At 70.9% G+C, this 22,181-nt stretch carries 16 protein-coding genes and 3 pseudogenes; 14 read left to right on the top strand and 5 right to left on the bottom strand.

Going from position 1 to position 22,181, the window contains the following annotated elements; translation table 11 throughout:
* Positions 1-627, bottom strand: a pseudogene (locus tag GT030_RS05300) (PucR family transcriptional regulator); the annotation flags it as partial.
* A gap of 165 nt (positions 628-792) precedes the next feature.
* Here GT030_RS05300 and GT030_RS05295 point away from each other — a divergent pair.
* Positions 793-1,719 carry a proline dehydrogenase family protein gene (locus tag GT030_RS05295; RefSeq protein ID WP_161200066.1) on the top strand — a complete coding sequence of 309 codons (927 nt, stop codon included), beginning with the start codon at positions 793-795 and terminating at the stop codon, positions 1,717-1,719.
* Between the two features lie 39 nt (positions 1,720-1,758).
* Positions 1,759-3,390 (top strand): L-glutamate gamma-semialdehyde dehydrogenase, encoded by a 1,632-nt coding sequence (gene pruA, locus GT030_RS05290; protein WP_161200065.1) that lies wholly within the window; start codon positions 1,759-1,761, stop codon positions 3,388-3,390.
* Positions 3,391-3,480: 90 nt separating this feature from the next.
* On the opposite strand, the gene GT030_RS05285 is transcribed toward pruA, so the two are convergent.
* Positions 3,481-3,822: a DJ-1/PfpI family protein gene (locus GT030_RS05285; protein ID WP_346009572.1), complete on the bottom strand. Its 342-nt coding sequence runs from the start codon at positions 3,820-3,822 to the stop codon at positions 3,481-3,483.
* A 132-nt stretch (positions 3,823-3,954) separates the two neighbouring features.
* Here GT030_RS05285 and GT030_RS05280 point away from each other — a divergent pair, with 132 nt between their 5' ends.
* The 7 genes and pseudogenes from GT030_RS05280 to cimA all read left to right on the top strand — a co-directional run bounded on the left by GT030_RS05280 (position 3,955) and on the right by cimA (position 11,229).
* Entirely contained in the window at positions 3,955-4,593 is a 639-nt protein-coding gene (locus tag GT030_RS05280; RefSeq protein WP_202459707.1) for an HD domain-containing protein, read from the top strand.
* A gap of 90 nt (positions 4,594-4,683) precedes the next feature.
* Entirely contained in the window at positions 4,684-5,604 is a 921-nt protein-coding gene (locus GT030_RS05275; RefSeq protein ID WP_161200064.1) for an NADP-dependent oxidoreductase, read from the top strand.
* An 84-nt stretch (positions 5,605-5,688) separates the two neighbouring features.
* Positions 5,689-6,363 (top strand): annotated as a pseudogene (locus GT030_RS05270) (maleylpyruvate isomerase N-terminal domain-containing protein).
* Positions 6,364-6,613: 250 nt separating this feature from the next.
* Positions 6,614-6,745: a hypothetical protein gene (locus tag GT030_RS37045; protein WP_086690483.1), complete on the top strand. Its 132-nt coding sequence runs from the start codon at positions 6,614-6,616 to the stop codon at positions 6,743-6,745.
* 103 nt (positions 6,746-6,848) lie between these two features.
* Positions 6,849-7,895 carry a 3-isopropylmalate dehydrogenase gene (locus GT030_RS05265; protein WP_161200063.1) on the top strand — a complete coding sequence of 349 codons (1,047 nt, stop codon included), beginning with the start codon at positions 6,849-6,851 and terminating at the stop codon, positions 7,893-7,895.
* Between the two features lie 288 nt (positions 7,896-8,183).
* Positions 8,184-9,272 (top strand): branched-chain amino acid aminotransferase, encoded by a 1,089-nt coding sequence (locus GT030_RS05260; protein WP_161200062.1) that lies wholly within the window; start codon positions 8,184-8,186, stop codon positions 9,270-9,272.
* A gap of 352 nt (positions 9,273-9,624) precedes the next feature.
* A complete protein-coding gene (cimA, locus tag GT030_RS05255) occupies positions 9,625-11,229 on the top strand; it encodes a citramalate synthase (protein WP_161200061.1) in 1,605 nt (534 codons plus the stop codon).
* Positions 11,230-11,245: 16 nt separating this feature from the next.
* On the opposite strand, the gene GT030_RS05250 is transcribed toward cimA, so the two are convergent.
* Together GT030_RS05250 and GT030_RS05245 are read right to left on the bottom strand one after the other, a co-directional pair.
* Entirely contained in the window at positions 11,246-11,854 is a 609-nt protein-coding gene (locus GT030_RS05250) for a GPP34 family phosphoprotein (RefSeq protein WP_161200060.1), read from the bottom strand.
* 71 nt (positions 11,855-11,925) lie between these two features.
* A complete protein-coding gene (locus tag GT030_RS05245; protein WP_161200059.1) occupies positions 11,926-13,794 on the bottom strand; it encodes a ricin-type beta-trefoil lectin domain protein in 1,869 nt (622 codons plus the stop codon).
* Between the two features lie 236 nt (positions 13,795-14,030).
* Here GT030_RS05245 and GT030_RS05240 point away from each other — a divergent pair.
* Positions 14,031-17,053 (top strand): annotated as a pseudogene (locus tag GT030_RS05240) (glycoside hydrolase family 3 N-terminal domain-containing protein).
* 60 nt (positions 17,054-17,113) lie between these two features.
* Positions 17,114-18,490: a hypothetical protein gene (locus GT030_RS05235; RefSeq protein ID WP_161200057.1), complete on the top strand. Its 1,377-nt coding sequence runs from the start codon at positions 17,114-17,116 to the stop codon at positions 18,488-18,490.
* A 91-nt stretch (positions 18,491-18,581) separates the two neighbouring features.
* Here GT030_RS05235 and GT030_RS05230 read toward each other — a convergent pair whose 3' ends face one another.
* Entirely contained in the window at positions 18,582-19,193 is a 612-nt protein-coding gene (locus GT030_RS05230) for a YceI family protein (protein ID WP_161200056.1), read from the bottom strand.
* Between the two features lie 229 nt (positions 19,194-19,422).
* Here GT030_RS05230 and GT030_RS05225 point away from each other — a divergent pair, with 229 nt between their 5' ends.
* From GT030_RS05225 to GT030_RS05215, 3 genes are all read left to right on the top strand, one after another.
* The gene (locus GT030_RS05225) at positions 19,423-19,920 is read left to right on the top strand and encodes a hypothetical protein (protein ID WP_086693720.1); all 498 of its coding nucleotides are present in this window, start codon (positions 19,423-19,425) and stop codon (positions 19,918-19,920) included.
* Positions 19,921-20,198: 278 nt separating this feature from the next.
* On the top strand, positions 20,199-21,782 hold the full coding sequence (locus GT030_RS05220) for an acyl-CoA carboxylase subunit beta (RefSeq protein WP_161200055.1): 1,584 nt from the start codon (positions 20,199-20,201) through the stop codon (positions 21,780-21,782).
* Positions 21,783-21,805: 23 nt separating this feature from the next.
* Positions 21,806-21,997: an acyl-CoA carboxylase subunit epsilon gene (locus GT030_RS05215; protein WP_161200067.1), complete on the top strand. Its 192-nt coding sequence runs from the start codon at positions 21,806-21,808 to the stop codon at positions 21,995-21,997.
* Positions 21,998-22,181 lie beyond the last annotated feature (184 nt).

Below are 22,181 nucleotides of genomic sequence, written 5' to 3'. Positions count from 1 at the left end.
CGAGGGGGCGTCGTCGGGGTCGGCGGAGAACCAGGGGGCGACGCAGACCACGGTGTGCGGGCCGTCCGCGCGCGGGCCCAGCGCGGTGCGCAGGTCGGTGACGGCCATGTCCCGCTGCCAGCCGTCCTCCGCCGTGAGCACCGCCCGCAGCTCCCGGCCGAGCCCCGCCCCGGCCCGCGCCTCGTCGGCCAGCAGCGCGCCGATCCGCCCGGTCACCGGCATGGCGGCGGCGAGCTGGGCGTCGCTCGGGCCGGGATCGTCGTCCAGCAGCCACACATAGCCGAGCACGACACCCCGATGGCGTACCGGCAGGCAGATCCGGCCCCGGTAGACGCCCGCCTCCGGGGTGGGCGGAATGCGCACCGGTTCCGTCGCGCGGGTGATGCCGAAGCCCTCGAACCACGCCCGGACCGCCGAGGTCGAGCGCCGGGTCAGGATCGAGCGGGCCCGCACCGGGTCCAGCGCGGTGGGGTCCAGCTCGCCCTCGCTGTCGTACGCGCCGAAGGCGATCAGCTCGAAGTCCCGGTTCTCCAGGGTCGCCGGGGCGCCCAGCAGCTCGGAGATCTCGTCCACCAGCTCCTGGTAGTCATCTCTGTAATCGGCCGCCACTCGGGCATTCTGCCGCATATCCGAGCCCGCTTCATACATCTGTCTGAGAACCGGTGATCGGATGCGTGACGTCTGTCGATGGCCCACCATCGAAGAGATCCCTAGGTTTCACGGTGGTTCTCCGTGCCGTCCCCGAATCGTCGGGTCCCGGCCGTTTCGGTGCTTTTGTTGTGGAGGTGCCCCGTGCTGGGTCCCGTGATTCTCGCCGCGTCGCGCAGCGACCGGATGCGTCGTCTGATCTCGGCCGCCCCGGTGACCAAGCAGGTCGTCGACCGGTTCATCCCCGGCGAGACCGTGGACGACATCGTCCCGATCATCGCGGAGCTGACCGCCAAGGGCCTCCAGCTCACGATGGACGTCGTCGGCGAGGACATCACCACCCCCGAGCAGGCCGCCGCCGCCCGCGACGCCTACCTCGCGCTCGTCGACCACCTCAAGGACCTCGGCCTCGGTGAGCGGGTCGAGATGTCCGTCAAACTCTCCATGTTCGGCCAGGCGCTGGAGGGCGGCCACGAGCTGGCCCTCGCCAACGTCCGCCCGGTCGTCGAGGCCGCCGCCGCCATCGGCACCACGGTCACCCTGGACGCCGAGGACCACACCACCCTCGACTCGATGTTCGCCATCCACGAGGAGCTGCGGAAGGACTTCCCCGGCACCGGCTGTGTCATCCAGGCGTACCTGTTCCGCACCGAGGCCGACGCCCGCCGCCTGGCCGCCGCCGGCAGCCGGGTCCGCCTGGTCAAGGGCGCCTACAAGGAGCCCGCCGAGGTCGCGTACCAGCAGAAGCACGAGATCGACAAGGCGTACGTCCGCGTCCTGAAGACGCTGATGGAGGGCGACGGCTACCCGATGATCGGGTCCCACGACCCCCGCCTCATCTCCATCGCCCAGGAACTCGCCCACCGCGCGGGCCGTAAGCTCGACGAGTACGAGTTCCAGATGCTCTACGGCATCCGGGGCGACGAGCACCTGCGGCTGGCCGCCGAGGGGCACCGCATGCGTGTCTACACCGCCTACGGCACCGACTGGTACGGCTATTTCATGCGCCGTCTCGCCGAGAAGCCGGCGAACCTCCAGTTCTTCGTACGCAGCATGATCACCAAGGGCTGAGCCCGAACACCCGCTCAACGTAAAGGAGTTACGGATCTCATGGACGCTGTGACCCAGGTCCCCACCCCCGTCAACGAGCCGGTGCACGGCTACGCCCCCGGCAGCCCCGAGCGCGCCCGGCTGGAGGCCAAGCTGAAGGAGCTGGCCGAGAACCCGGTCGACCTGCCGATGACCATCGGCGGCGAGAAGCGGATGGGCGGCGGCGAGTCCTTCCAGGTGGTCCAGCCGCACAACCACAAGGCCGTCCTCGGCACCCTGCGCAACGCCACCCGCGAGGACGCCCAGGACGCGATCGACGCCGCCCTGGCCGCCGCCCCGGCCTGGCGCGCGATGTCCTTCGACGACCGCGCCGCGATCATCCTGCGCGCCGCCGAGCTGCTCTCCGGCCCCTGGCGCGAGACCATCGCCGCCTCCACCATGCTGGGCCAGTCCAAGACCGCCCAGCAGGCCGAGATCGACAGCCCCTGCGAGCTGGTCGACTTCTGGCGCTTCAACGTGCACTACGCCCGCCAGATCCTGGCCGAGCAGCCCCCGGCCAACTCGCCGGGCGTGTGGAACCGCATGGACCACCGCCCGCTGGAGGGCTTCGTCTACGCGATCACGCCGTTCAACTTCTCGGCCATCGCCGCCAACCTGCCCACCGCGCCCGCCCTCATGGGCAACGTGGTGGTCTGGAAGCCGTCCCCGACGCAGACCCACGCCGCCGTGCTGCTGATGCAGCTGCTGGAGGAGGCCGGGCTGCCCAAGGGCGTCATCAACCTGGTCACCGGTGACGGCATCGCCGTCTCCGAGGTCGCCCTGGAGCACCGCGACCTCGCCGGCATCCACTTCACCGGCTCGACCAAGACCTTCCAGTACCTGTGGAAGACGGTCGGCAACAACATCGAGAAGTACCGCGCCTACCCGCGTCTGGTCGGCGAGACCGGCGGCAAGGACTTCGTGGTCGCGCACCCCTCCGCCGACCGCGCGGTGCTCAAGACCGCGCTGACCCGCGGTGCCTTCGAGTACCAGGGCCAGAAGTGCTCGGCCACCTCGCGTGCCTACATCCCGGCCTCCATCTGGAACTCCGGTTTCAAGGAGGAGTTCGCGGCCGAGGTCGACGGCCTCACCATGGGTGACGTCACCGACCTGTCGAACTTCATCGGCGCGGTCATCGACGAGCGCTCCTTCGCCAAGAACAAGGCCGCCATCGACCGCGCCGCCGAGGACGCCACCTGCCGAATCGTCGCGGGCGGCTCCTACGACGACTCGGTGGGCTACTTCGTCCGCCCGACCGTCATCGAGTGCACCGACCCCGACAACGAGGTCTTCCGCACCGAGTACTTCGGCCCGATCCTCGCCGTGCACGTCTACGAGGACGACAAGTACGACGAGATGCTGACCCAGATGGAGTCGGTCTCGGACTACGCCCTCACCGGCTCGGTCATCTCCAACGACCGCGCGGCGGCGGCGTACACGATGGAGAAGCTCCGCTACGCGGCGGGCAACTTCTACATCAACGACAAGTCCACCGGCGCCGTCGTCGGCCAGCAGCCCTTCGGCGGCGGCCGCGCCTCCGGTACCGACGACAAGGCCGGCGCCCCGCAGAACCTGATGCGCTGGACCCTGACCCGCGCCATCAAGGAGACGCTGGTCCCGCCGACCGAGTACGGCTACCCGCACATGGGCTGACCGCCCTCACGCTCCGGCCCGGCGAGCCCGCCCTGAACAGGCTCGCCGGGCCGTCGTGCGTCCGGCCGCGGCCAGGGCGTTTCCTTCGGATCACCCGGCTGAGGAAATGAACGCCACGGCGACCCTGCCGGAACGCGTCGCAAGATCCCTCGCGCCCTCTGCCAGGTCTCGGGTGACGGCCGCTCGGGGGTAGACGGTGGCGCCCGGCATCAGGAACGTGCCGGGGTCGGGCTGTGTGGCGGCGCTGCCGTCGACGGCGATCCGAATGCCGACCGAGGAGGTGACGTCGGCGCCGGTCGTCGACACCACGGCGATCCGGTACTGGGCGCCGAGCAGATTCGCCTCTCCGAACACTTCGGCGGGGCCGGCGACGTCCAGCATCTTGACCCCGTCGTAGACGAGGACCACCACCCGATGCGGGTCAGCGCCCACGGACCCATCCTGGGATGACTGGATACGAGTGGTTCATGGCCGGACCGAGGCGGCGCCGGAGCCGTGGGGTCGGCATCGTGGCGGACACACGCATGGCCACCTCAGCACCTCGCACCGGAAAGCACAGACATCATGAGCGACATTATCGCAGGAGTGGAAATACCCGAGACCTCGGCTGTCGCGGAGGCCACGGAATTCATCAGGGTCAGGACCAACCCACTGATCTTTCACCACTCCAGGCGGGTATTCCTTTTCGGTTCCCTCCATGCGCGTGAGCTGGGCCTCCAGCCCGATCCCGAGTTGCTGTACCTCTCGGCGATGTTCCATGACGCGGGGCTTCTGATCCCGTTCTCGGACGTGCAGCAGCGCTTCGAACTGGACGGCGCCGACCATGCGCGCGCGTTCCTGCTCGATCGCGGGTTCCCGGAGAAGGCCGCTGACGCGGTCTGGACGGCGATCGCCCTGCACACGACGCCGGGGATCCCCGGCCGGATGGGGTCCGAGACGGCGGCGACGAACTACGGGGTGCTGACCGACGCCGTCGGCTGGGGACTGGACAGCCTGCCGACGGACCAAGTCGACGAGATCGTCGCCGCCCATCCGCGCGGTGAATTCAAGAAGGGATTTCTGCAGGAATTCGTCGACGGCCTCAAACACCGTCCGGACACCACCTACGGAACCATCAACGCGGACATCCTGGAACACTTCGTTCCCGGTTTCCGCCGTACGTCTCTCGTCGAGCGCGTCATCGACGCTCCGTGGCCGCGGTGAGTCATCGCGCGGGCCGCCGGGCGTCTTGTGCGTGGAATCGATGACCTGCCCACGTCCTGCGACTCATCCGCACCCCGAAAGGAGATATTCGTGCGAGCCCTCACCGTCCGGGACCGCGAAGCCGGGGCCACAGGCCTGGCTCTGGAGGACCTTCCGCTTCCCCACGCCGCGGAGAACGACGTCATCGTGCGCGTGCACGCCGCCGGGTTCACCCGCGGAGAGCTGGACTGGCCCGGAACCTGGACCGACCGCGCCGGCCGCGACCGCACCCCGAGCGTGCCCGGCCACGAGGTGTCGGGGGTGGTGACGGCCCTCGGCTACGGAACCACCGGCCTCACCATCGGCCAGCGTGTCTTCGGCCTGACCGACTGGACGCGCGACGGATCACTCGCCGAGTACGTTGCCGTGGAAGCCCGCAACCTCGCCCCGCTCCCCGCGGACGTCGAGCACACGACGGCGGCCGCACTCCCCGTCTCGGGACTCACCGCCTGGCAGGGACTGTTCGACCACGCACGGCTCGCCACCGGCCAGAGCGTCCTGATCCACGGGGCCGCCGGCGCCGTGGGCTCCATCGCCGTCCAGCTCGCCAGCCAAGCCGGGGCCCGCGTCGTGGGCACGGGCCGCGCCGGCGACCGGGACACCGTGTCCGACCTGGGCGCACACGCCTTCGTCGACCTGGACGACGACCGCCTCGAGGACGTCGATCAGGTCGACGTCGTCCTCGACGTGATCGGCGGCGACGTCCTCGACCGCTCGGCGGCGCTCGTACGGGCCGGCGGCACGCTCGTCACCATCGCCCATCCGCCCACCACACGCCCCGACGACGGACGCGCCCTCTTCTTCGTCGTGGAGCCGGACCGCCTCCGTCTCGCCGACCTCGCCCAGCGAGTCAGAGACGGCCGGCTCCGTATCCGGGTCGGCGCGATCGAGCCGTTGGCCGACGCGGCCGCCGCCTTCACCGCACGGCGAGACGTTCGCGGCCGCACCGTCATCCGGGTGACCGAGGAGTGAGGGACCGCGACCGTCTGCCTCGCCGGACTCCACCTCGCCGTCCGTTCACCAACGGGATCCGAAGCAAACGCCTAGCCTGCGCCCATGGACGGTACGGACGGCACCGACGGCTTCTCCCTCTCCTGGTCGGCCCTGCGGGCGGCGGTGGCCGGCCTCGCCGCCGACGACTTCGGCCGGCCCTCCGGCTGCGCGGGCTGGCTCGTCCGGGACCTGGTGTGCCACCTCGTCATCGACGCGCAGGACGTCCTGATCACCCTCGCCACCCCCGCCGACGCCGCACCGACCCGCGACGCGGCGACGTACTGGACCGTCACCCACACCCCGCCGACCGGCGAGGACCCCCTGGACGCCCTGACCGTCCGGCTGGCGGCGGCCTACGAGGACCCGGCCCTGCTCACGTTCCACCTGGACGACGTGGGCTCCGCCGCCGGCCGCGCGGCCCGGCTCGCCGACCCCGCCGCACGGGTCGGCACCTAGGGCGAGGTCCTCACCGCCGCCAACTACCTCTGCGCATACGTCCTGGAGTGGACCCTCCACCACCTGGACCTGACCGCCCACGTACCGGACGCCCCGCCCCCGCCCCCCAAGACCCTGGCCGAGGCCCGCGCCCTCCTGGAGCGCATCACCGGCGAGCCCTTCCCCACCGCCCTGTCCGACACGGACACCCTGCTCGTCGCCACCGGCCGCCGCCCCCCGACTCCCGGGGAGCGGACCGCACTCGGCCCCCTGGCCGCACGTCTGCCGTTCGTCATCGGCTGAGTCCCCGGCGGGAAACCGCAGGTGGGAAGGTGTGCCGTCTCAGATAGTAGGAAGTCCGAGTAATCATGCAGACAGGCGCGGCCCGGTCCCTTAGCTTGGGATGAGCCGAACGAATCGCTCCATCCAGCGAATGGCGGTCGTGAGCCGCGCCCCGCGCAGGCAATCCCTGCGGCGTGCGCTCTCCGCCCCTTCCGGCGTCTCACAGCTCACCGCTGCCGTGCAACCACTCTGTCGAAGGAGTCGATTTCCCATGGCCGAGACGACCGTCCGCCGCCGCGTGCGCCACGCCTCCCGTTCGAACGACACCGACCGCGCCCAGGCCGCCGCTGCCCTCCAGCGCGCCCTCGACCGCCGGGACAACGGCGGCGAGACCGGCCACTGAGCCGAGCCGCGCCCCAGGGGCCGTCCGCCGGCTGCGCCGGCCACGCTGTCCGCATCGCGGACGGTCCGTGTCATCCCGTGGGACGCGGAGTAGGGTGCCGCACATGTCCCGCAGCATCGATCTCGCAGTGATCCCCGGCGACGGCATCGGCCAGGAGGTCGTGGCCGAGGGTCTCAAGGTCCTCTCCGCCGTCCTGCCCCAGGACGTGAAGCTGGAGACCAAGGAGTACGACTTCGGCGCCCGGCGCTACCACGCCACCGGTGAGACCCTCACCGACGCCGACCTCGACTCCCTCAAGGCCCACGACGCCATCCTGCTCGGCGCCATCGGCGATCCCTCGGTGCCGTCCGGCGTGCTGGAGCGCGGCTTCCTGCTGAAGCTCCGGTTCGCCTTCGACCACCACGTCAACCTGCGCCCCTCCAAGCTGCTCCCCGGCGTCGCCACCCCGCTCGCCGGCCAGCCGGAGATCGACTTCGTCGTGGTCCGCGAGGGCACCGAGGGCCCCTACACGGGCAACGGCGGCACCATCCGCACCGGCACCGAGCACGAGGTCGCCACCGAGGTCTCGGTGAACACCGCCTACGGTGTCGAGCGGGTCGTCCGGGACGCCTTCGCCCGCGCCCAGGCCCGCCCGCGCAAGAAGCTCACCCTGGTCCACAAGAACAACGTGCTCACCTTCGCCGGGCACCTGTGGACCAACATCTTCAACAAGGTGGCCGAGGAGTACCCCGAGGTCACCACCGAGTACGTCCACGTCGACGCGGCCACCATCTACCTGGTGACCGATCCCGAGCGGTTCGACGTGATCGTCACCGACAACCTCTTCGGCGACATCATCACCGACCTCGCCGCGGCCGTCTCCGGCGGCATCGGCGTGGCCGCGTCGGGCAACATCAACCCGGCCCGTACGTACCCGTCCATGTTCGAGCCGGTCCACGGCTCCGCCCCGGACATCGCCGGACAGGGCAAGGCCGACCCCACCGCCACCGTCCTCTCCGTGGCTCTCCTGCTGCGTCACCTCGGCTACGACGCCGAGGCCGACCGGCTGGACGCGGCCGTCGCCGCCGACCTCACCGAGCGTGTGGATCTGCCCCCGCGCACCACCGCCGAGATCGGCGACGCGCTCGTAGGCCGGGTAACCGCCGGCTGACCCGTAAGGCCCAGTGAAAGGGCCGCCGGGTCGCTTCAGGCGCCCGGCGGCCCTTTGCCGTGCCCGTGCCGGGTGTCACCATCGAGCACCGGGTCGTGTTCACCCCGATTCCTTCCGGCGTCTCCGCCGCGCGATAATCGAACGCGGAGCCGCGATATGAGGGAATGCCCGGACGGCGTGAGCGCGGCCCGCCACCACCGGTACCGCGCCTTGCCGGGGGTGACCTGAGGCACCGGCCGCCGCGCCGGAGCCGCCCGTCCCACGCCAGGAAGAGAAGGACTGCCGCCCATGACGACGCCCACGATCGAGCTCAAGCCCTCCGCCCACCCGCTCGCCGCCGCGGAGCGCGAGGCGATCCTCACCAGCCCCGGCTTCGGCCGCCGCTTCACCGACCACATGGTGACGATCAAGTGGACCGAGGGCCGCGGCTGGCACGACGGCCAGCTCGTCCCGTACGCGCCGATCCCGCTCGACCCGGCCACCAACGTCCTGCACTACGCCCAGGAGATCTTCGAGGGACTGAAGGCGTACCGCCAGCCCGACGGCACGGTCGCCACCTTCCGGCCCGAGCAGAACGCCCTGCGCTTCCAGCGCTCCGCGCACCGCCTCGGCATGCCCGAGCTGCCCGTGGAGACCTTCATCGAGGCGTGCGACGCGCTGATCGCCCAGGACGTCGACTGGGTCCCGGCGCACGGCGGCGAGGACTCCCTCTACCTGCGGCCCTTCATGATCGGCACCGAGGTCGGCCTGGGCGTGAAGCCGTCCAACGAGTACCTCTTCATCGTCATCGCCTCCCCGGCCGGCGCCTACTTCCAGGGCGGCGTGAAGCCGGTGTCGATCTGGGTCTCCGAGGACCGTGTCCGCGCCGTCCCCGGCGGCATGGGCGACGCCAAGACCGGCGGCAACTACGCGGCCTCCCTGCTCGCCCAGGCCGAGGCCGCGACCAAGGGCTGCGACCAGGTCTGCTACCTCGACGCCGTCGAGCACCAGTGGGTCGAGGAACTGGGCGGCATGAACCTGTGCTTCGTCTACGGGGACAAGATCGTCACTCCGGCCCTGACCGGCTCCATCCTGGAGGGCGTCACCCGTGACTCCCTGCTGGCCGTCGCCCGCGACCTCGGCTACGAGGCCGAGGAGGGGCGGATCTCGGTCGACCAGTGGCAGCGCGACACCGAGAACGGCACCCTCACCGAGGTCTTCGCCTGCGGCACCGCCGCCGTGATCACCCCGGTCGGCACCGTCAAGCGGGCCGGAGCCGAGTGGAAGCAGAGCGGCGGCGAGCCCGGCGAGGTCACCCTCCGCCTCCGCCAGGCGCTGCTCGACATCCAGCGCGGCACGACCGAGGACCAGCACGGCTGGATGCACCGCATCGGCTAGCCGAACCGTGGGACCGTCCTGGAAGCTCCGGGGCGGTCCCTTTTCGGACAGTGTGTCCCGCATGGTGAGACACCCCGTGGGGCGGCGGCCGTTCTGTGCCAGACTTCCGCCGTGCTCTCGCTCACCATGATTATGGGCAGCAGGCGCGCCGGTCCGCAGTGACCACCTCGCACGACCACATGCGGGTGGCACCGTCGTCCTCGACCCGCGCGCAGACCTCTCGCACCCGCGAGGGGTTTTTTCGTTTTCCGGCCCAACCGCAGCCGGTGACGGAGCGCGAGGGACCATGGGGGGAACGGTGGAGCCGGTCATTTCCGGTAAGACCGACATTCACAACAGGAGCCTTCAGACCATGACCGCAACCAGCGAGCTCGACGATTCGTTCCACGTCTTCGACACCACGTTGCGCGACGGCGCGCAGCGCGAGGGCATCAACCTCACCGTCGCGGACAAGCTGGCCATCGCACGGCACCTGGACGACTTCGGCGTGGGCTTCATCGAGGGCGGCTGGCCCGGCGCCAACCCGCGCGACACCGAGTTCTTCGCCCGCGCCCGCGAGGAGCTGCGCCTGAAGCACGCGGTGCTCGTCGCCTTCGGCGCCACCCGTCGCCCCGGTGCCAAAGCCGCCGACGACCCGCAGGTCAGAGCGCTGCTGGAGTCCGGCGCCCCCGTCGTCACGCTGGTCGCCAAGGCTCACGACCGGCATGTGGAACTGGCGCTGCGCACCACGCTCGACGAGAACCTGGAGATGATCCGGGACACCGTCGCCCACCTGCGCGCCGAGGGCCGCCGGGTCTTCGTCGACTGCGAGCACTTCTTCGACGGCTACCGCGCCAACCCCGCCTACGCCAAGGCGGTCGTCCGCACCGCCTCCGAGGCCGGGGCCGACGTGGTCGTCCTGTGCGACACCAACGGCGGCATGCTTCCCGCGCAGATCAGCGCCGTGGTCGGCACCGTCCTCGCCGACACCGGTGCCCGGCTCGGCATCCACACCCAGGACGACACCGGTTGCGCCGTGGCCAACACCCTCGCCGCCGTGGACGCGGGCGCGACCCACGTCCAGTGCACGGCCAACGGCTACGGCGAGCGCGTCGGGAACGCCAACCTCTTCCCGGTGGTCGCCGCGCTGGAGCTGAAGTACGGCAAGAAGGTCCTCCCCGACGGGCACCTGCGCGAGACCACCCGGATCTCCCACGCCATCGCCGAGGTCGTCAACCTCACGCCCTCCACCCACCAGCCCTACGTCGGCGTCTCCGCCTTCGCCCACAAGGCCGGCCTGCACGCTTCCGCGATCAAGGTGGACCCGGACCTCTACCAGCACATCGACCCCGAGCGGGTCGGCAACACCATGCGGATGCTCGTCTCCGACATGGCCGGACGCGCCTCGATCGAGCTGAAGGGCCGGGAACTCGGCGTCGACCTCGGCGGCGACCGCGCCCTGGTCGGCCGGGTCGTCGAGCGCGTCAAGGAACGCGAGCTGCAGGGTTACACGTACGAGGCCGCCGACGCCTCCTTCGAGCTGTTGCTGCGCGCCGAGGCCCAGGGCGCCCCGCTGAAGTACTTCGAGGTGGAGTCCTGGCGGGCCATCGTGGAGGACCGCCCCGACGGCACCCACGCCAACGAGGCCACGGTGAAACTGTGGGCCAAGGGCGAGCGGATCGTCGCCACCGCCGAGGGCAACGGCCCGGTCAACGCCCTCGACCAGGCGCTCAGGGTGGCGCTGGAGAAGATCTACCCGCAGCTCGCCAAGCTGGAGCTGGTGGACTACAAGGTCCGCATCCTGGAGGGCGCCTCCGGCACCCGGTCCATCACCCGCGTGCTGATCTCCACCAGCGACGGCGCGGGGGAGTGGTCCACGGTCGGCGTCGGGGAGAACGTCATCGCCGCCTCCTGGCAGGCACTGGAGGACGCCTGCACCTACGGGCTGCTGCGCGCGGGCGTCGAACCGGCCGAGTAGCGGGCGCCGGCGGCGGTCAGGGGGCGCGCCAGACGTTGTCGAACGCGTCCTCCTCGATCCGCCGCCGCTGCCGTACCGCCTCCAGCTCGGTCAGCGCGTCGCCGAGCGCGGCGAGGACGACCGCCACCCGGTCGTCCTCGGCGTTCGCGGCCGGCTCCTCGTGCTCGGGCTCCTCGATGCCGAGGGCCGAGGCGAGGCCCACCAGGAGCGGCTCGTGCCGGGCCCACCGGTCGGCCGCGTGCCGCCGGGCGTCGGAGTCGATCCGCTCCACCGAGCGGTCGGCGCGCCGGAACAACCGCCGCAGACCGGAGCCCGCGGGCTCAGTGTGCTCCAGCTCGTCGCGGTAGGCGGCGGAGAGCCTGTCCCCGCGCCGCCACAGCCAGTCCTCGGCGCTCTCGTACGGCTCCGCGCGGACCAGCGAGGCGGCCGCCTTGTCCAGCATCGGGTCGCCGGTCAGATGACCGGAGAGCGGGACGATCCGGTCGTCCCGCAGGGTGACCACCTGGGCGGCGAGCAGGTCGAACAGCTCCGCCGCGGCCAGCGCCAGCGACAGATCCCCCTGTTCCACGGGCCGGTCGGCGGGTACGTCCAGCGCGACGAACAGCAGATCCTGCGGTGTGGTCATCTCGGGCTCCCCGGTCACGGTCGGTACGGCGCGGGTACCACCATCACCCGCGCCGGAAACCCGGGGCTGTCCTACCTCAGCGTCCACTTCTGGTTGGCCGCCCCGGTGCACGACCATATCTGAGCCCGCGCCCCGTTGGCCGAGGAGTTGTCCGTCACGTCCAGGCACTTGTCCGCCGCGGTGTTCACCACGTCCCCGGTGGCCGCGTTGTACGACCAGCGCTGGGCGCCGGTGCCGTTGCAGTCGTAGAGCTGGACCTTGGCACCGTTCGCGGTCGAGGCGGAGACCACGTCCAGGCACTTGCCGAGCGCCCGCACCGAGCCGTCCGCGGCGACCGTCCACTGCTGGGCGGTGCTGCCGTTGCAGTCGTAGAGCTGCACCGCCGTGCCGTTGGCGCCGGACCCGCCCGCCACGTCCAGGCACTTGCCCGCGAGCCCGACGAAGGCGCCGGTGCGGGAGCTGTCGCCGGACTGGCCGCCGGCCCAGGTGAAGGTGGCGGAGGTGCGGGCGGGCAGCGTGTAAGTGGCGTGTTGCCCACCCCAGTTGATGGTCACCTGCTTGGCCGAGGTGGCGCCGTTGTACGCGATCAGCGCCTTGCTGCCGTCCGGGTTGCGCCACGCCACGTTGGGCACGGCCGAGGAGGCGGTGGAGGCGATGCGCTGGGCGCCGGGGCGGACGAACTTGGTGAGGTGGCCCATGTCGTAGTACTCGACGGTGTAGTCCACACTCCCGCTGCGGCCGTCACCGTTGTGGACGGTGATCAGGCCGGTGCAGGTGCCGCAGCCGCCGTTGTGCGGGCCCATGTTCTGGTCCACGGCGAGGGACCACTTGGTCACCGACTTGGCCCAGTTACGGGTGTAGTTGATGATGTCGGAGAGGTCCTCACGCTGCTGGTCGGCGATCCAGGTGCCCCCGGAGTGCTCGGTGGCGAAGGCGTCCAGCGCGGGGTACTGGTTGTGCACGGCCGTCTGCTTGCCGACGTCTCCGCCGTAGCCGTGCCAGGCGATGCCGCCGAAGTTGGGGTGGCTGCGCACGGCCGCGTCGTCCACGGTCTGGGCGGCGTAGGAGTCGTAGGTGTCCCAGTTCCAGTCGTGCGCCAGCACCTTGGTGGAGAGCCCGGCCTGCTGGAGCTTGGGCAGCAGTTCGCTCCTGGTGAAGTAGGCGAGGCCACTGGCGTTCCAGCTCATCGACGGGTAGCCCGAGCAGCAGGTCGGCTCGTTCTGCGCGGTGACGTAGGAGACGGGCACGCCCTGGTCCCGGTAGCCCTGGAGGTACTTCACGAAGTACGAGGCGTAGGCGCCGTAGTCCTCCGCCTTCAGCCAGCCGCCGTTGAGGGAGCCGCTGTCCTTCATCCATGCCGGGGCCGTCCACGGGGACGCCATCACCGTGAGGTCCGGGTTCAGCTGACGGGCCTGCCTGGTGAGCGGGATGACGTCCGCGAGGTCGTGGGCGAGGGAGAACTTCGCCAGCGAGGGGTCGGTCTGCCCGGCCGGCACGTCGTCGTAGGTGTAGCCGGAGCGCGCCAGGTCGGAGGCGCCCATCGGATTGCGCAGGAAGGACAGCCCGATGCCGTCCGTGGGAGAGAACAGCTTGCGCATGGTGGCGTCGCGGGTCGCCTGGGACAGGGCGCCGCTGCTGTTCATCAGCCAGGCGGCGGTGTCGGTGAAGGAGGCTCCGCCGCCGGTGAAGGTCTGGTAGCGGGTGTTCTCGTCCACCGTGATGTTCTCGCCGCCGCCTCCGGCGCCGGCCGAGAAGGCGAACGGCGTCTGCGGTTCCAGGCCGCGTACGACATGCCGGCCGGCGGAGTCGTCGGTGGTGGTCAGCCAGGCCGTGACCGGCTCACCGGCCGCGTGTGCGGCGGGGGTGGCGAGCGTGGTGATCCCGGCCGTCGTCAGCAGCGCGGCCAGCAGCAGCCGGGCCGGACGCAGGGGTCGTCTCATGGGGCGCCGCCCTTCAAGAGGTGGGGGATGGGGGCGTGCGAGCCGTGAGTAAATGACGGCTCGGGGGCCGCGTCAAGGGGTCGCGCATTCAGAAGGCGAACGCACAACCTCGGCAGCGCGGCTTTGAGTTGACGGAGCGTCATGTCACGTGCGAAGGGTTGACGGGGCCCAGGTGACCCCAGTTCACTCAAGCCGTGAGCTAAGTCATGAGTGAACCAAGAGCCGAGGGAAGGTCCATGCGCAGAACCGCCCTGCTCGTCTCCACCGCTCTGCTGACCGCACTGCTTCCGCTGGCCGGAGGGATCGCCACCGCGTCCGGCGCGGACGGTCCCGACCCGGCCCCCGTGCCGGTCGACCGTTTCGAGGGGGAGGTGCCCTTCGCCGCCCAGCCCGCCGAGGGCATCTTCACCTGGGGCGGCGACAGCGACGACCCGCCGACCCTGGCGCTGACCGCCCGCGCCGACGCCCCCGAGGGCGCCAAGGTGCTGACCGGAAGCTACGACATCAGCGGCTACGGCGGCTTCACCCACGACTACGCCGCCACCGCCCCCGCCCACGACTGGTCCGCCCACCGGGGGGTGCGCCTGTGGTGGGAGGGACAGAACAGCGGCAAGAAGATCACGTTCGAGATCAAGGACGGCGGTGCGCACGGCGAGGCGTCCGAGCTGTGGACGACCTCCTTCACCGACGACTTCACCGGCTGGAAGCGGATCGAGCTGCCGTTCTCCGCGTTCACCTATCGCACGGACTACCAGCCGGTCGGCGGCATCGACCACGTCCTCGGCCTCACCAGGATGTGGGGCTACGCCGTCACCCTCCCCACCGGCGTCAAGGGCCGCTTCGCCATGGACGGCGTCGAGCTGTACGGCGCCGCCGACCCGGCGCTGCGCGCCTCCGTCACCACCGACGCGGCCGTCCGCCCGGTCGAGGAGGGCGGCACGGCGAGCGTCCGCGTCACCCTGGCCAGCACCGACGCGGGGCCCGTCACCTCCCCGGTGACCGTCGCGTACGCCACCGGCGAGGGCACCGCCGGCCCCGGCAAGGACTACACCCCCGTCTCCGGCACCCTCACCTTCCCGGCCGGCACCCCCTCCGGGACCTCCCGGACGGTGAAGGTGACCACCCTGAAGGACCGCACCGCCGAGGCCGCCGAGACCATTCCCCTGAGGCTCACCGTGACCGGGGCCAAGGCCCCCGCGGAGGACCCGGAGATCGTCATCGACGCCCACGGACTCCCGTACCTGGACACCAGGCTGCCGGTGCGCAAGCGCGTCGCCGACCTGGTCGGGCGGATGTCGCTCGCGGAGAAGGCCGGGCAGATGACCCAGGCCGAGCGCGGCGCCGTCTCCGACCAGAACGACATCGCCGCCTACGACCTGGGCTCACTGCTCTCCGGCGGCGGCTCCACGCCCACCCCGAACACCCCGGCCGCGTGGGCGAAGATGATCGACGGCTTCCAGCTCCGCACCCGGGCCACCCGCTTCCAGATCCCGCTGATCTACGGTGTCGACGCGGTCCACGGCCACAACAACCTCACCGGTGCCACCGTCCTGCCGCACAACATCGGCATCGGCGCCACCCGCGACCCCCAACTCGCCCAGCGCGCCGGGGCGGTGACCGCGTCCGAGGTCCGCGCCACCGGCGTCCCCTGGGACTTCGCGCCCTGCCTGTGCGTCAGCCGCGACGAACGCTGGGGCCGCAGTTACGAGTCCTTCGGTGAGGACCCGGCGCTGGTGAAGTCGATGGAGACGGTGATCCAGGGCCTCCAGGGCCGCGCCGACGGCCGTGACCTCGCCCGCGCCGACAAGGTGCTGGCCACCGCCAAGCACTTCGTCGCCGACGGCGGCACCGCCTACGGCTCCTCCACCACCGGCACCTACACCGTCGACCAGGGCGTCTCCACCCTCACCCGGCAGCAGTTGGAGGCCGTGCACCTCGCCCCGTACCAGGACGCGGTCGACCGGGGCGTCGGCACCGTGATGCCCTCGTACTCCTCGCTCGACGTGATCGGCGACGGACGCGGCCCGGTCAAGATGCACGCCCGCGCAGACATGCTGGGCGGTGTGCTCAAGGGCCGTATGGGCTTCGACGGGTTCGTCATCAGCGACTGGAACGCCGTCGACCAGCTCCCCGGCGACTACGCGACCCAGGTCCGCACCTCGGTCAACGCGGGCGTCGACATGATGATGGTCCCCTACACCTACAAGGAGTTCAGCGCGGCCCTGACCGCCGAGGTGAAGGCAGGCCGGGTCAGCGAGCGGCGGATCGACGACGCCGTCTCCCGCATCCTCACCCAGAAGTTCCGCCTCGGCCTCTTCGAGCACCCCTACGCCGACACCTCCGGCGCCGCCGCCATCGGCTCCCCGGCCCACCGGGCCGTCGCCCGCGAGGCCGTCGCCAAGTCCCAGGTGCTGCTGAAGAACGACGGCGGCCTGCTGCCGCTGCGCAAGAGCCAGAAGGTGTACGTCGCCGGGGCCAACGCCGATGACATCGGCAACCAGTCCGGCGGCTGGACCATCACCTGGCAGGGCTCCTCCGGCGACATCACCAAGGGCACCACCATCCTGGCCGGCATCCGCGAGGCGGGCGGGAAGGTCACCTACTCCAAGGACGCCTCGGCGCCGACCGCCGGGAACGACGTGGGCGTGGTCGTCGTGGGGGAGACCCCCTATGCCGAGGGCGTCGGGGACGTGGGCAACGGCCATGAGCTGACCCTGTCCGCCGCCGACCGGGCCGCCGTGGACAAGGTGTGCGGCGCCATGAAGTGCGTGGTGCTCACCGTCTCCGGCCGCCCGCTGCTGGTCGGGGACCGGCTGGCGAAGATCGACGCCCTGGTGGCGTCCTGGCTGCCGGGCACCGAGGGCGGCGGCGTCGCCGACGTGCTCTACGGCAAGCGGCCCTTCACCGGGCAGCTCCCCGTGACCTGGCCGCGCAGCGAGGCCCAGCTGCCGATCAACGTCGGCGACAGCGCGTACGACCCGCAGTACCCCTACGGGTGGGGCCTGACCACGCGGGTTGCGGCCAGGAGCAGCGCGCTGACCACCCTCGGCAAGGCGGCCGCCACCGCCGAGCGCCGGCACGACGACCGCCGGGGGCGTGAACTGGTGAACCAGGCCCGGCTGATCGTCCAGCACAAGGTGGGCCAGCGCATCACGGCAGCCGTGTCGAAGCCCTTCGCCGAGGCCGACCACGCGCTGCTGACCGGACGGTACGGACAGCATTGCTCAAGCTGCTCCAGGCGTACCGGGCGGCTCGCTGACCAGCATCGTAGGTGCGTACACCTGACCGAACGGGGGAGGCTTCGGGTAGCGTCGGAAGCATGAAGGCCGTGCTCCCGACCCGCGCCCGAAGCCTCCCCGCACTCGTCCTCGCGGCGCTGGCGATGGCCCTGGTGCCCCTGTTCGCGTTCGCCCCCGGTGCCAGTGCCGTCACCAGCACCTCCACCATCGGCCAGGCCCTGCGCGAGAGCCCGGTCTACGTCGACCCGGCCGCCTCCGGGCAGCTCTCCCGCTCCGACGCCGACGCCCTCGCCAAGAAGATCAAGGACGCCGGCAAGCCGGTGTTCCTGGTGGTCCTTCCCGCCGACTATCCGACCCGGAGCGTCCTGCGCGACGTCCGGTCGGCCACCGGTATCACCGGTCTGTACGGCATCCGCGTCGGCGACCGCTTCGCCGCCGGCTCCGACCCCTCGGTCATCTCCGCCACCGCCCGGCAGAACCTCGTCTCCAGCGTGCAGGGCGAGGGCGCCAAGGCCCAGCTCACCGACTTCACCGACCGCGCGCTGGACACCGTGCGCGGCCACGCCCCCTCCACCTGGGGCTCCTCCGACAACGGCGGCGGGGTCTCCACCACCGCGCTGATCGTCGCCGGGGCGGTCGTGGTGGCGGGCGGCGCCGGGGTCTACACCCTGAGCCGCCGCAACCGGCGCCGCCGCGAGGCGGAGCAGCAGGCCGCGCTGGAGCGGCTGCGGGTCGTCGTGGACGAGGACATCACCGCCTTCGGCGAGGAGCTCGACCGCCTCGACTTCCAGCCCGGCGAACCCGGCGCCGACGACGCGATGCGCACCGACTACGAGAACGCGCTCAACGCCTACGACGACGCCAAGCGCCGCATGGGCGAGGCACGCAGGCCGGAGGACGTGCGCGGGGTCACCGAGGCGCTGGAGGACGGCCGGTACTCCCTCGCCGTGCTCGCCGCCCGTCGCGAGAGGCGCCCGCTGCCCGACCGGCGTCCGCCCTGCTTCTTCGACCCCCGGCACGGCCCCTCCGTCACCGACGCCGCCTGGACCCCGGCCGGCGGCAGCACCCGCGAGGTGCCGGTGTGCGCGGCCGACGCCACCCGGCTCGCCGACGGCCGCGAACCGGCCACGCGCGAGGTGGAGACCGAGTACGGCCGCCGCCCCTACTGGGACGCGGGTCCCGCCTACGGCCCCTGGGCGGGCGGCTACTTCGGCGGCGGCCTGCTGCCCGGCCTGCTCGCGGGGACCCTGCTCGGCGGCATGATGTCCAGCCCGTCCTACGCGGCCGACTTCGGCGGCGGATACGGCGACTTCGGGGACCAGGGCGGTTTCCAGGGCGGCGACATGTCCGGCACCGACTTCGACCCCAGCGGGTTCAGCGACGGCTTCGGCGGCGGGGACGTCGGCGGGGGCGGCGACTTCGGGGGCGGCGGGGACTTCGGCGGCGGAGGCTTCTGAGACACCGGCACCCGCATGCGTGAGCGCCCCGTCCCCTCCGGCAGAGGGGGAGCGGGGCGCTCACGTGCGGTGCGGCCGGACCGCCGTCGGCTCACGCGTCCTTGATGGCCGACACGTCGAAGTTGAGCTTGATCTTGTCGGAGATCAGCACGCCGCCCGTCTCCAGGGCCGCGTTCCAGGTCAGGCCCCACTCCGAGCGCAGCAGCTCGGCCTTGCCCTCGAAGCCGACGCGCTGGTTGCCGAACGGGTCGGTCGCGGCGCCGTTGAACTCCAGGTCGATGGTGATCGGCCGGGTCACGCCGAGGATGGAGAGGTCACCGGTGATGCGGTAGTCGTCGCCGCCGAGGGACTCCGCGCCCGTGGAGCGGAAGGTCATCGTCGGGAACTCGTCCGTCTTGAAGAAGTCGGCGGACTTCAGGTGGGTGTCGCGGTCGGCGTTGCCGGTGTCGATGCTGTCCATCACCACGTCCAGCGTCGCGGTGGACTTGGCCGGGTTCTCGCCGTCCAGGTGCAGCGAGCCGGTGAACTCCGTGAAGCTGCCCTTGACGTTGGTGACCATGGCGTGCCGTGCGGTGAAGCCGATCGAGGTGTGCGCGGGGTCGATGGTGTAGTCGCCGGTCAGCGCGGCGAGGCCGGTGCCCGCGGGGGCTGTGGGGGCGGCCGTGGCTGCGGGGGTGCTGTCCTTGCGGCTGAAGATACCCATGGTGTGCTCCTTGAGAGAAGATTCTGTTTAACGTTCAACGAACCCGACGACTGCCACCGTAGACCCATTCAGTTCGGTTTTCAACATAATCTCGGGCGTGTTTCCGCTCTCGCGCAGAGTTACCGCTGACGCCCTCTGGCGGACGCGCGTAGAACTCGGGCACCATCTGTCTGCACCACCTGCACAGCCGCCCCACAGCAAGCACGGCCAACCGCAGGAAGGGTCATTCATGAAGGTCCGCTCCGTCCTCACCGCACTCGCCCTCGTCGTCGCCCCGGGCGTCGCCGTGGTCGGCACCGCGTCCGACGCCTTCGCCGTCACCAAGATCAGCCACGCCACCGCCACTCAGATGTTCCGCGACGTCGGCATCACCTGGTCGTCCTCCGGCGGCTGCTCCGACCGCAACAACTCCACCTGTACGTCGTTCGAACAGCTCAACCTGGCCACCGCCCAGGGTGCGCAGACCCTCAAGCGCGCCACCGGGTGTGCCCTGAACATCACCGGCGGCACCGAGACCGGCCACGCCTCGGGCACGTACTCGCACTGGAACGGCTACAAGCTCGACTACGGCAAGAACACCTGCGTGACCTCGTACATCAAGAACACCTTCAGCTACATCGGGCTGCGCGGGGACGGTGCGCCGCAGTACCAGTCCGGGTCGGGCAACATCTACGCCGACGAGGGCAACCACTGGGACGTCCTGTACTACAACTGCGGCGGCTGCTGAGCCGAAGCGCCCCGGACGGCGGAGGGTAGGGTTGCGAAGGCGCCCCGTTCCGCCGTCCGGGTGTCCCCGTGTCACTCCGGGGATGGGATGTACCACCCTGGAATCCAGGGGGCTGTGACACCCCCCACTTTGTGGCAGCCCTACAAAGGCAGCGCCCTCTGAGCAGTCGGAACGCCTGCATCACGGCCCGGTTCTGTTCGGTCGTACCAGGAAAACGCTCCGGAGACTGTACGGAGTCGACGGCCCGGTTTCCGTGAGGTCCTTCGTATGGTCACTACATGACCGTTTTGGAAGAGACGACGGGTGAGCCGGCGGACGCGCGCGGGCGGGTCGCCGAGCTGCACGTGATCCGGGCGCAGGCCCTGGCGGGCCCCAGCGAGAAGGCGACCGAGGCGCAGCACGCCAAGGGCAAGCTGACCGCCCGCGAGCGCATCGAGCTGCTCCTGGACCCGGACTCCTTCCAGGAGGTCGAGCAGCTCCGCCGGCACCGCGCCACCGGCTTCGGCCTGGAGGCCAAGAAGCCGTACACCGACGGTGTCATCACCGGCTGGGGCACGGTGGAGGGCCGTACGGTCTTCGTCTACGCCCATGACTTCCGCATCTTCGGCGGCGCGCTGGGCGAGGCCCACGCCACCAAGATCCACAAGATCATGGACATGGCCATCGCGGCCGGTGCCCCGCTGGTCTCGCTCAACGACGGCGCCGGCGCCCGTATCCAGGAGGGCGTCTCCGCGCTCGCCGGCTACGGCGGCATCTTCCAGCGCAACACCAAGGCGTCCGGCGTCATCCCGCAGATCTCGGTGATGCTCGGCCCGTGCGCGGGCGGCGCGGCCTACAGCCCCGCCCTCACCGACTTCGTCTTCATGGTCCGCGAGACCTCGCAGATGTTCATCACCGGCCCGGACGTCGTCAAGGCGGTCACCGGCGAGGAGATCACCCAGAACGGCCTCGGCGGCGCCGACGTGCACGCCGAGACCTCCGGCGTCTGCCACTTCGCGTACGACGACGAGGAGACCTGCATCGCGGAGGTGCGCTACCTCCTCTCGCTGCTCCCGCAGAACAACCGGGAGAACCCGCCGCGCGTGGAGTCCTCCGACCCCGCCGACCGGCGCGGTGACGTCCTGCTCGACCTGGTCCCGGCCGACGGCAACCGGCCCTACGACATGACCAAGGTCATCGAGGAGCTCGTCGACGACGGCGAATACCTGGAGGTCCACGAGCGCTGGGCCCGCAACATCATCTGCGCGCTGGGCCGCCTCGACGGCCAGGTGGTCGGCATCATCGCCAACCAGCCGCAGGTGCTGGCCGGTGTGCTGGACATCGAGGCGAGCGAAAAAGCTGCGCGTTTCGTGCAGATGTGTGACGCTTTCAATATCCCGATCATCACGCTGCTGGACGTGCCGGGCTTCCTGCCCGGCGTCGACCAGGAGCACGGCGGAATCATCCGCCACGGCGCGAAGCTGCTGTACGCCTACTGCAACGCGACCGTGCCGAGGATCTCGCTCATCCTGCGCAAGGCCTACGGCGGCGCGTACATCGTGATGGACAGCCAGTCCATCGGCGCCGACCTCACCTACGCCTGGCCCACCAACGAGATCGCCGTGATGGGTGCCGAGGGCGCGGCCAACGTGATCTTCCGCCGCCAGATCGCCGACGCCGAGGACCCCGAGGCGATGCGGCAGAAGATGGTCAAGGAGTACAAGGCCGAGCTGATGCACCCGTACTACGCGGCGGAGCGCGGCCTGGTCGACGACGTGATCGACCCCGCCGAGACCCGCGAGGTCCTGATCAGGTCGCTGTCGATGCTCCAGACCAAGCACGCCGACCTCCCCTCCCGCAAGCACGGCAACCCCCCGCAGTGACCGAGACCCCGGAGACCAACGCCATGACCAGCGCCGACATCCGCGTCGAAAAGGGCCTCGCCGACCCCGAGGAAGTAGCCGCCATAACGGCAGTCCTCCTCGCCCGGGCCGCCGCCCGCCCCGCCGCGACCCCGACCCACCGCCCCCGCCCGCGAGCGGGCTGGCGCCGCCTGGAGCGCGAGGGCGGCTTCCGCGCCCCGCACAGCTGGCACTGAGCCCACATAGCCCACAGGGCCCCGCCTCTCCCCTCGGAGAGGCGGGGCCCTGTCGTTGTCCGGAACCCCCCGGCACGCGGAAGCGGTACGGCAAAGGGGCCCTCTCCGGTGTGGAAAGGGCCCCCTCGACGTGGACCGGTTACCGCAGGCGGGCCATCAGGGCGTGCTCGACCAGGGTGATCAG

The organism is Streptomyces sp. SID1328 (genome assembly GCF_009865595.1).
Lineage (GTDB): Bacteria > Actinomycetota > Actinomycetes > Streptomycetales > Streptomycetaceae > Streptomyces > Streptomyces griseoluteus.
Note: the sequence above shows the minus strand (reverse complement) of the source record. Positions and strands in the feature narration are given on the sequence as shown.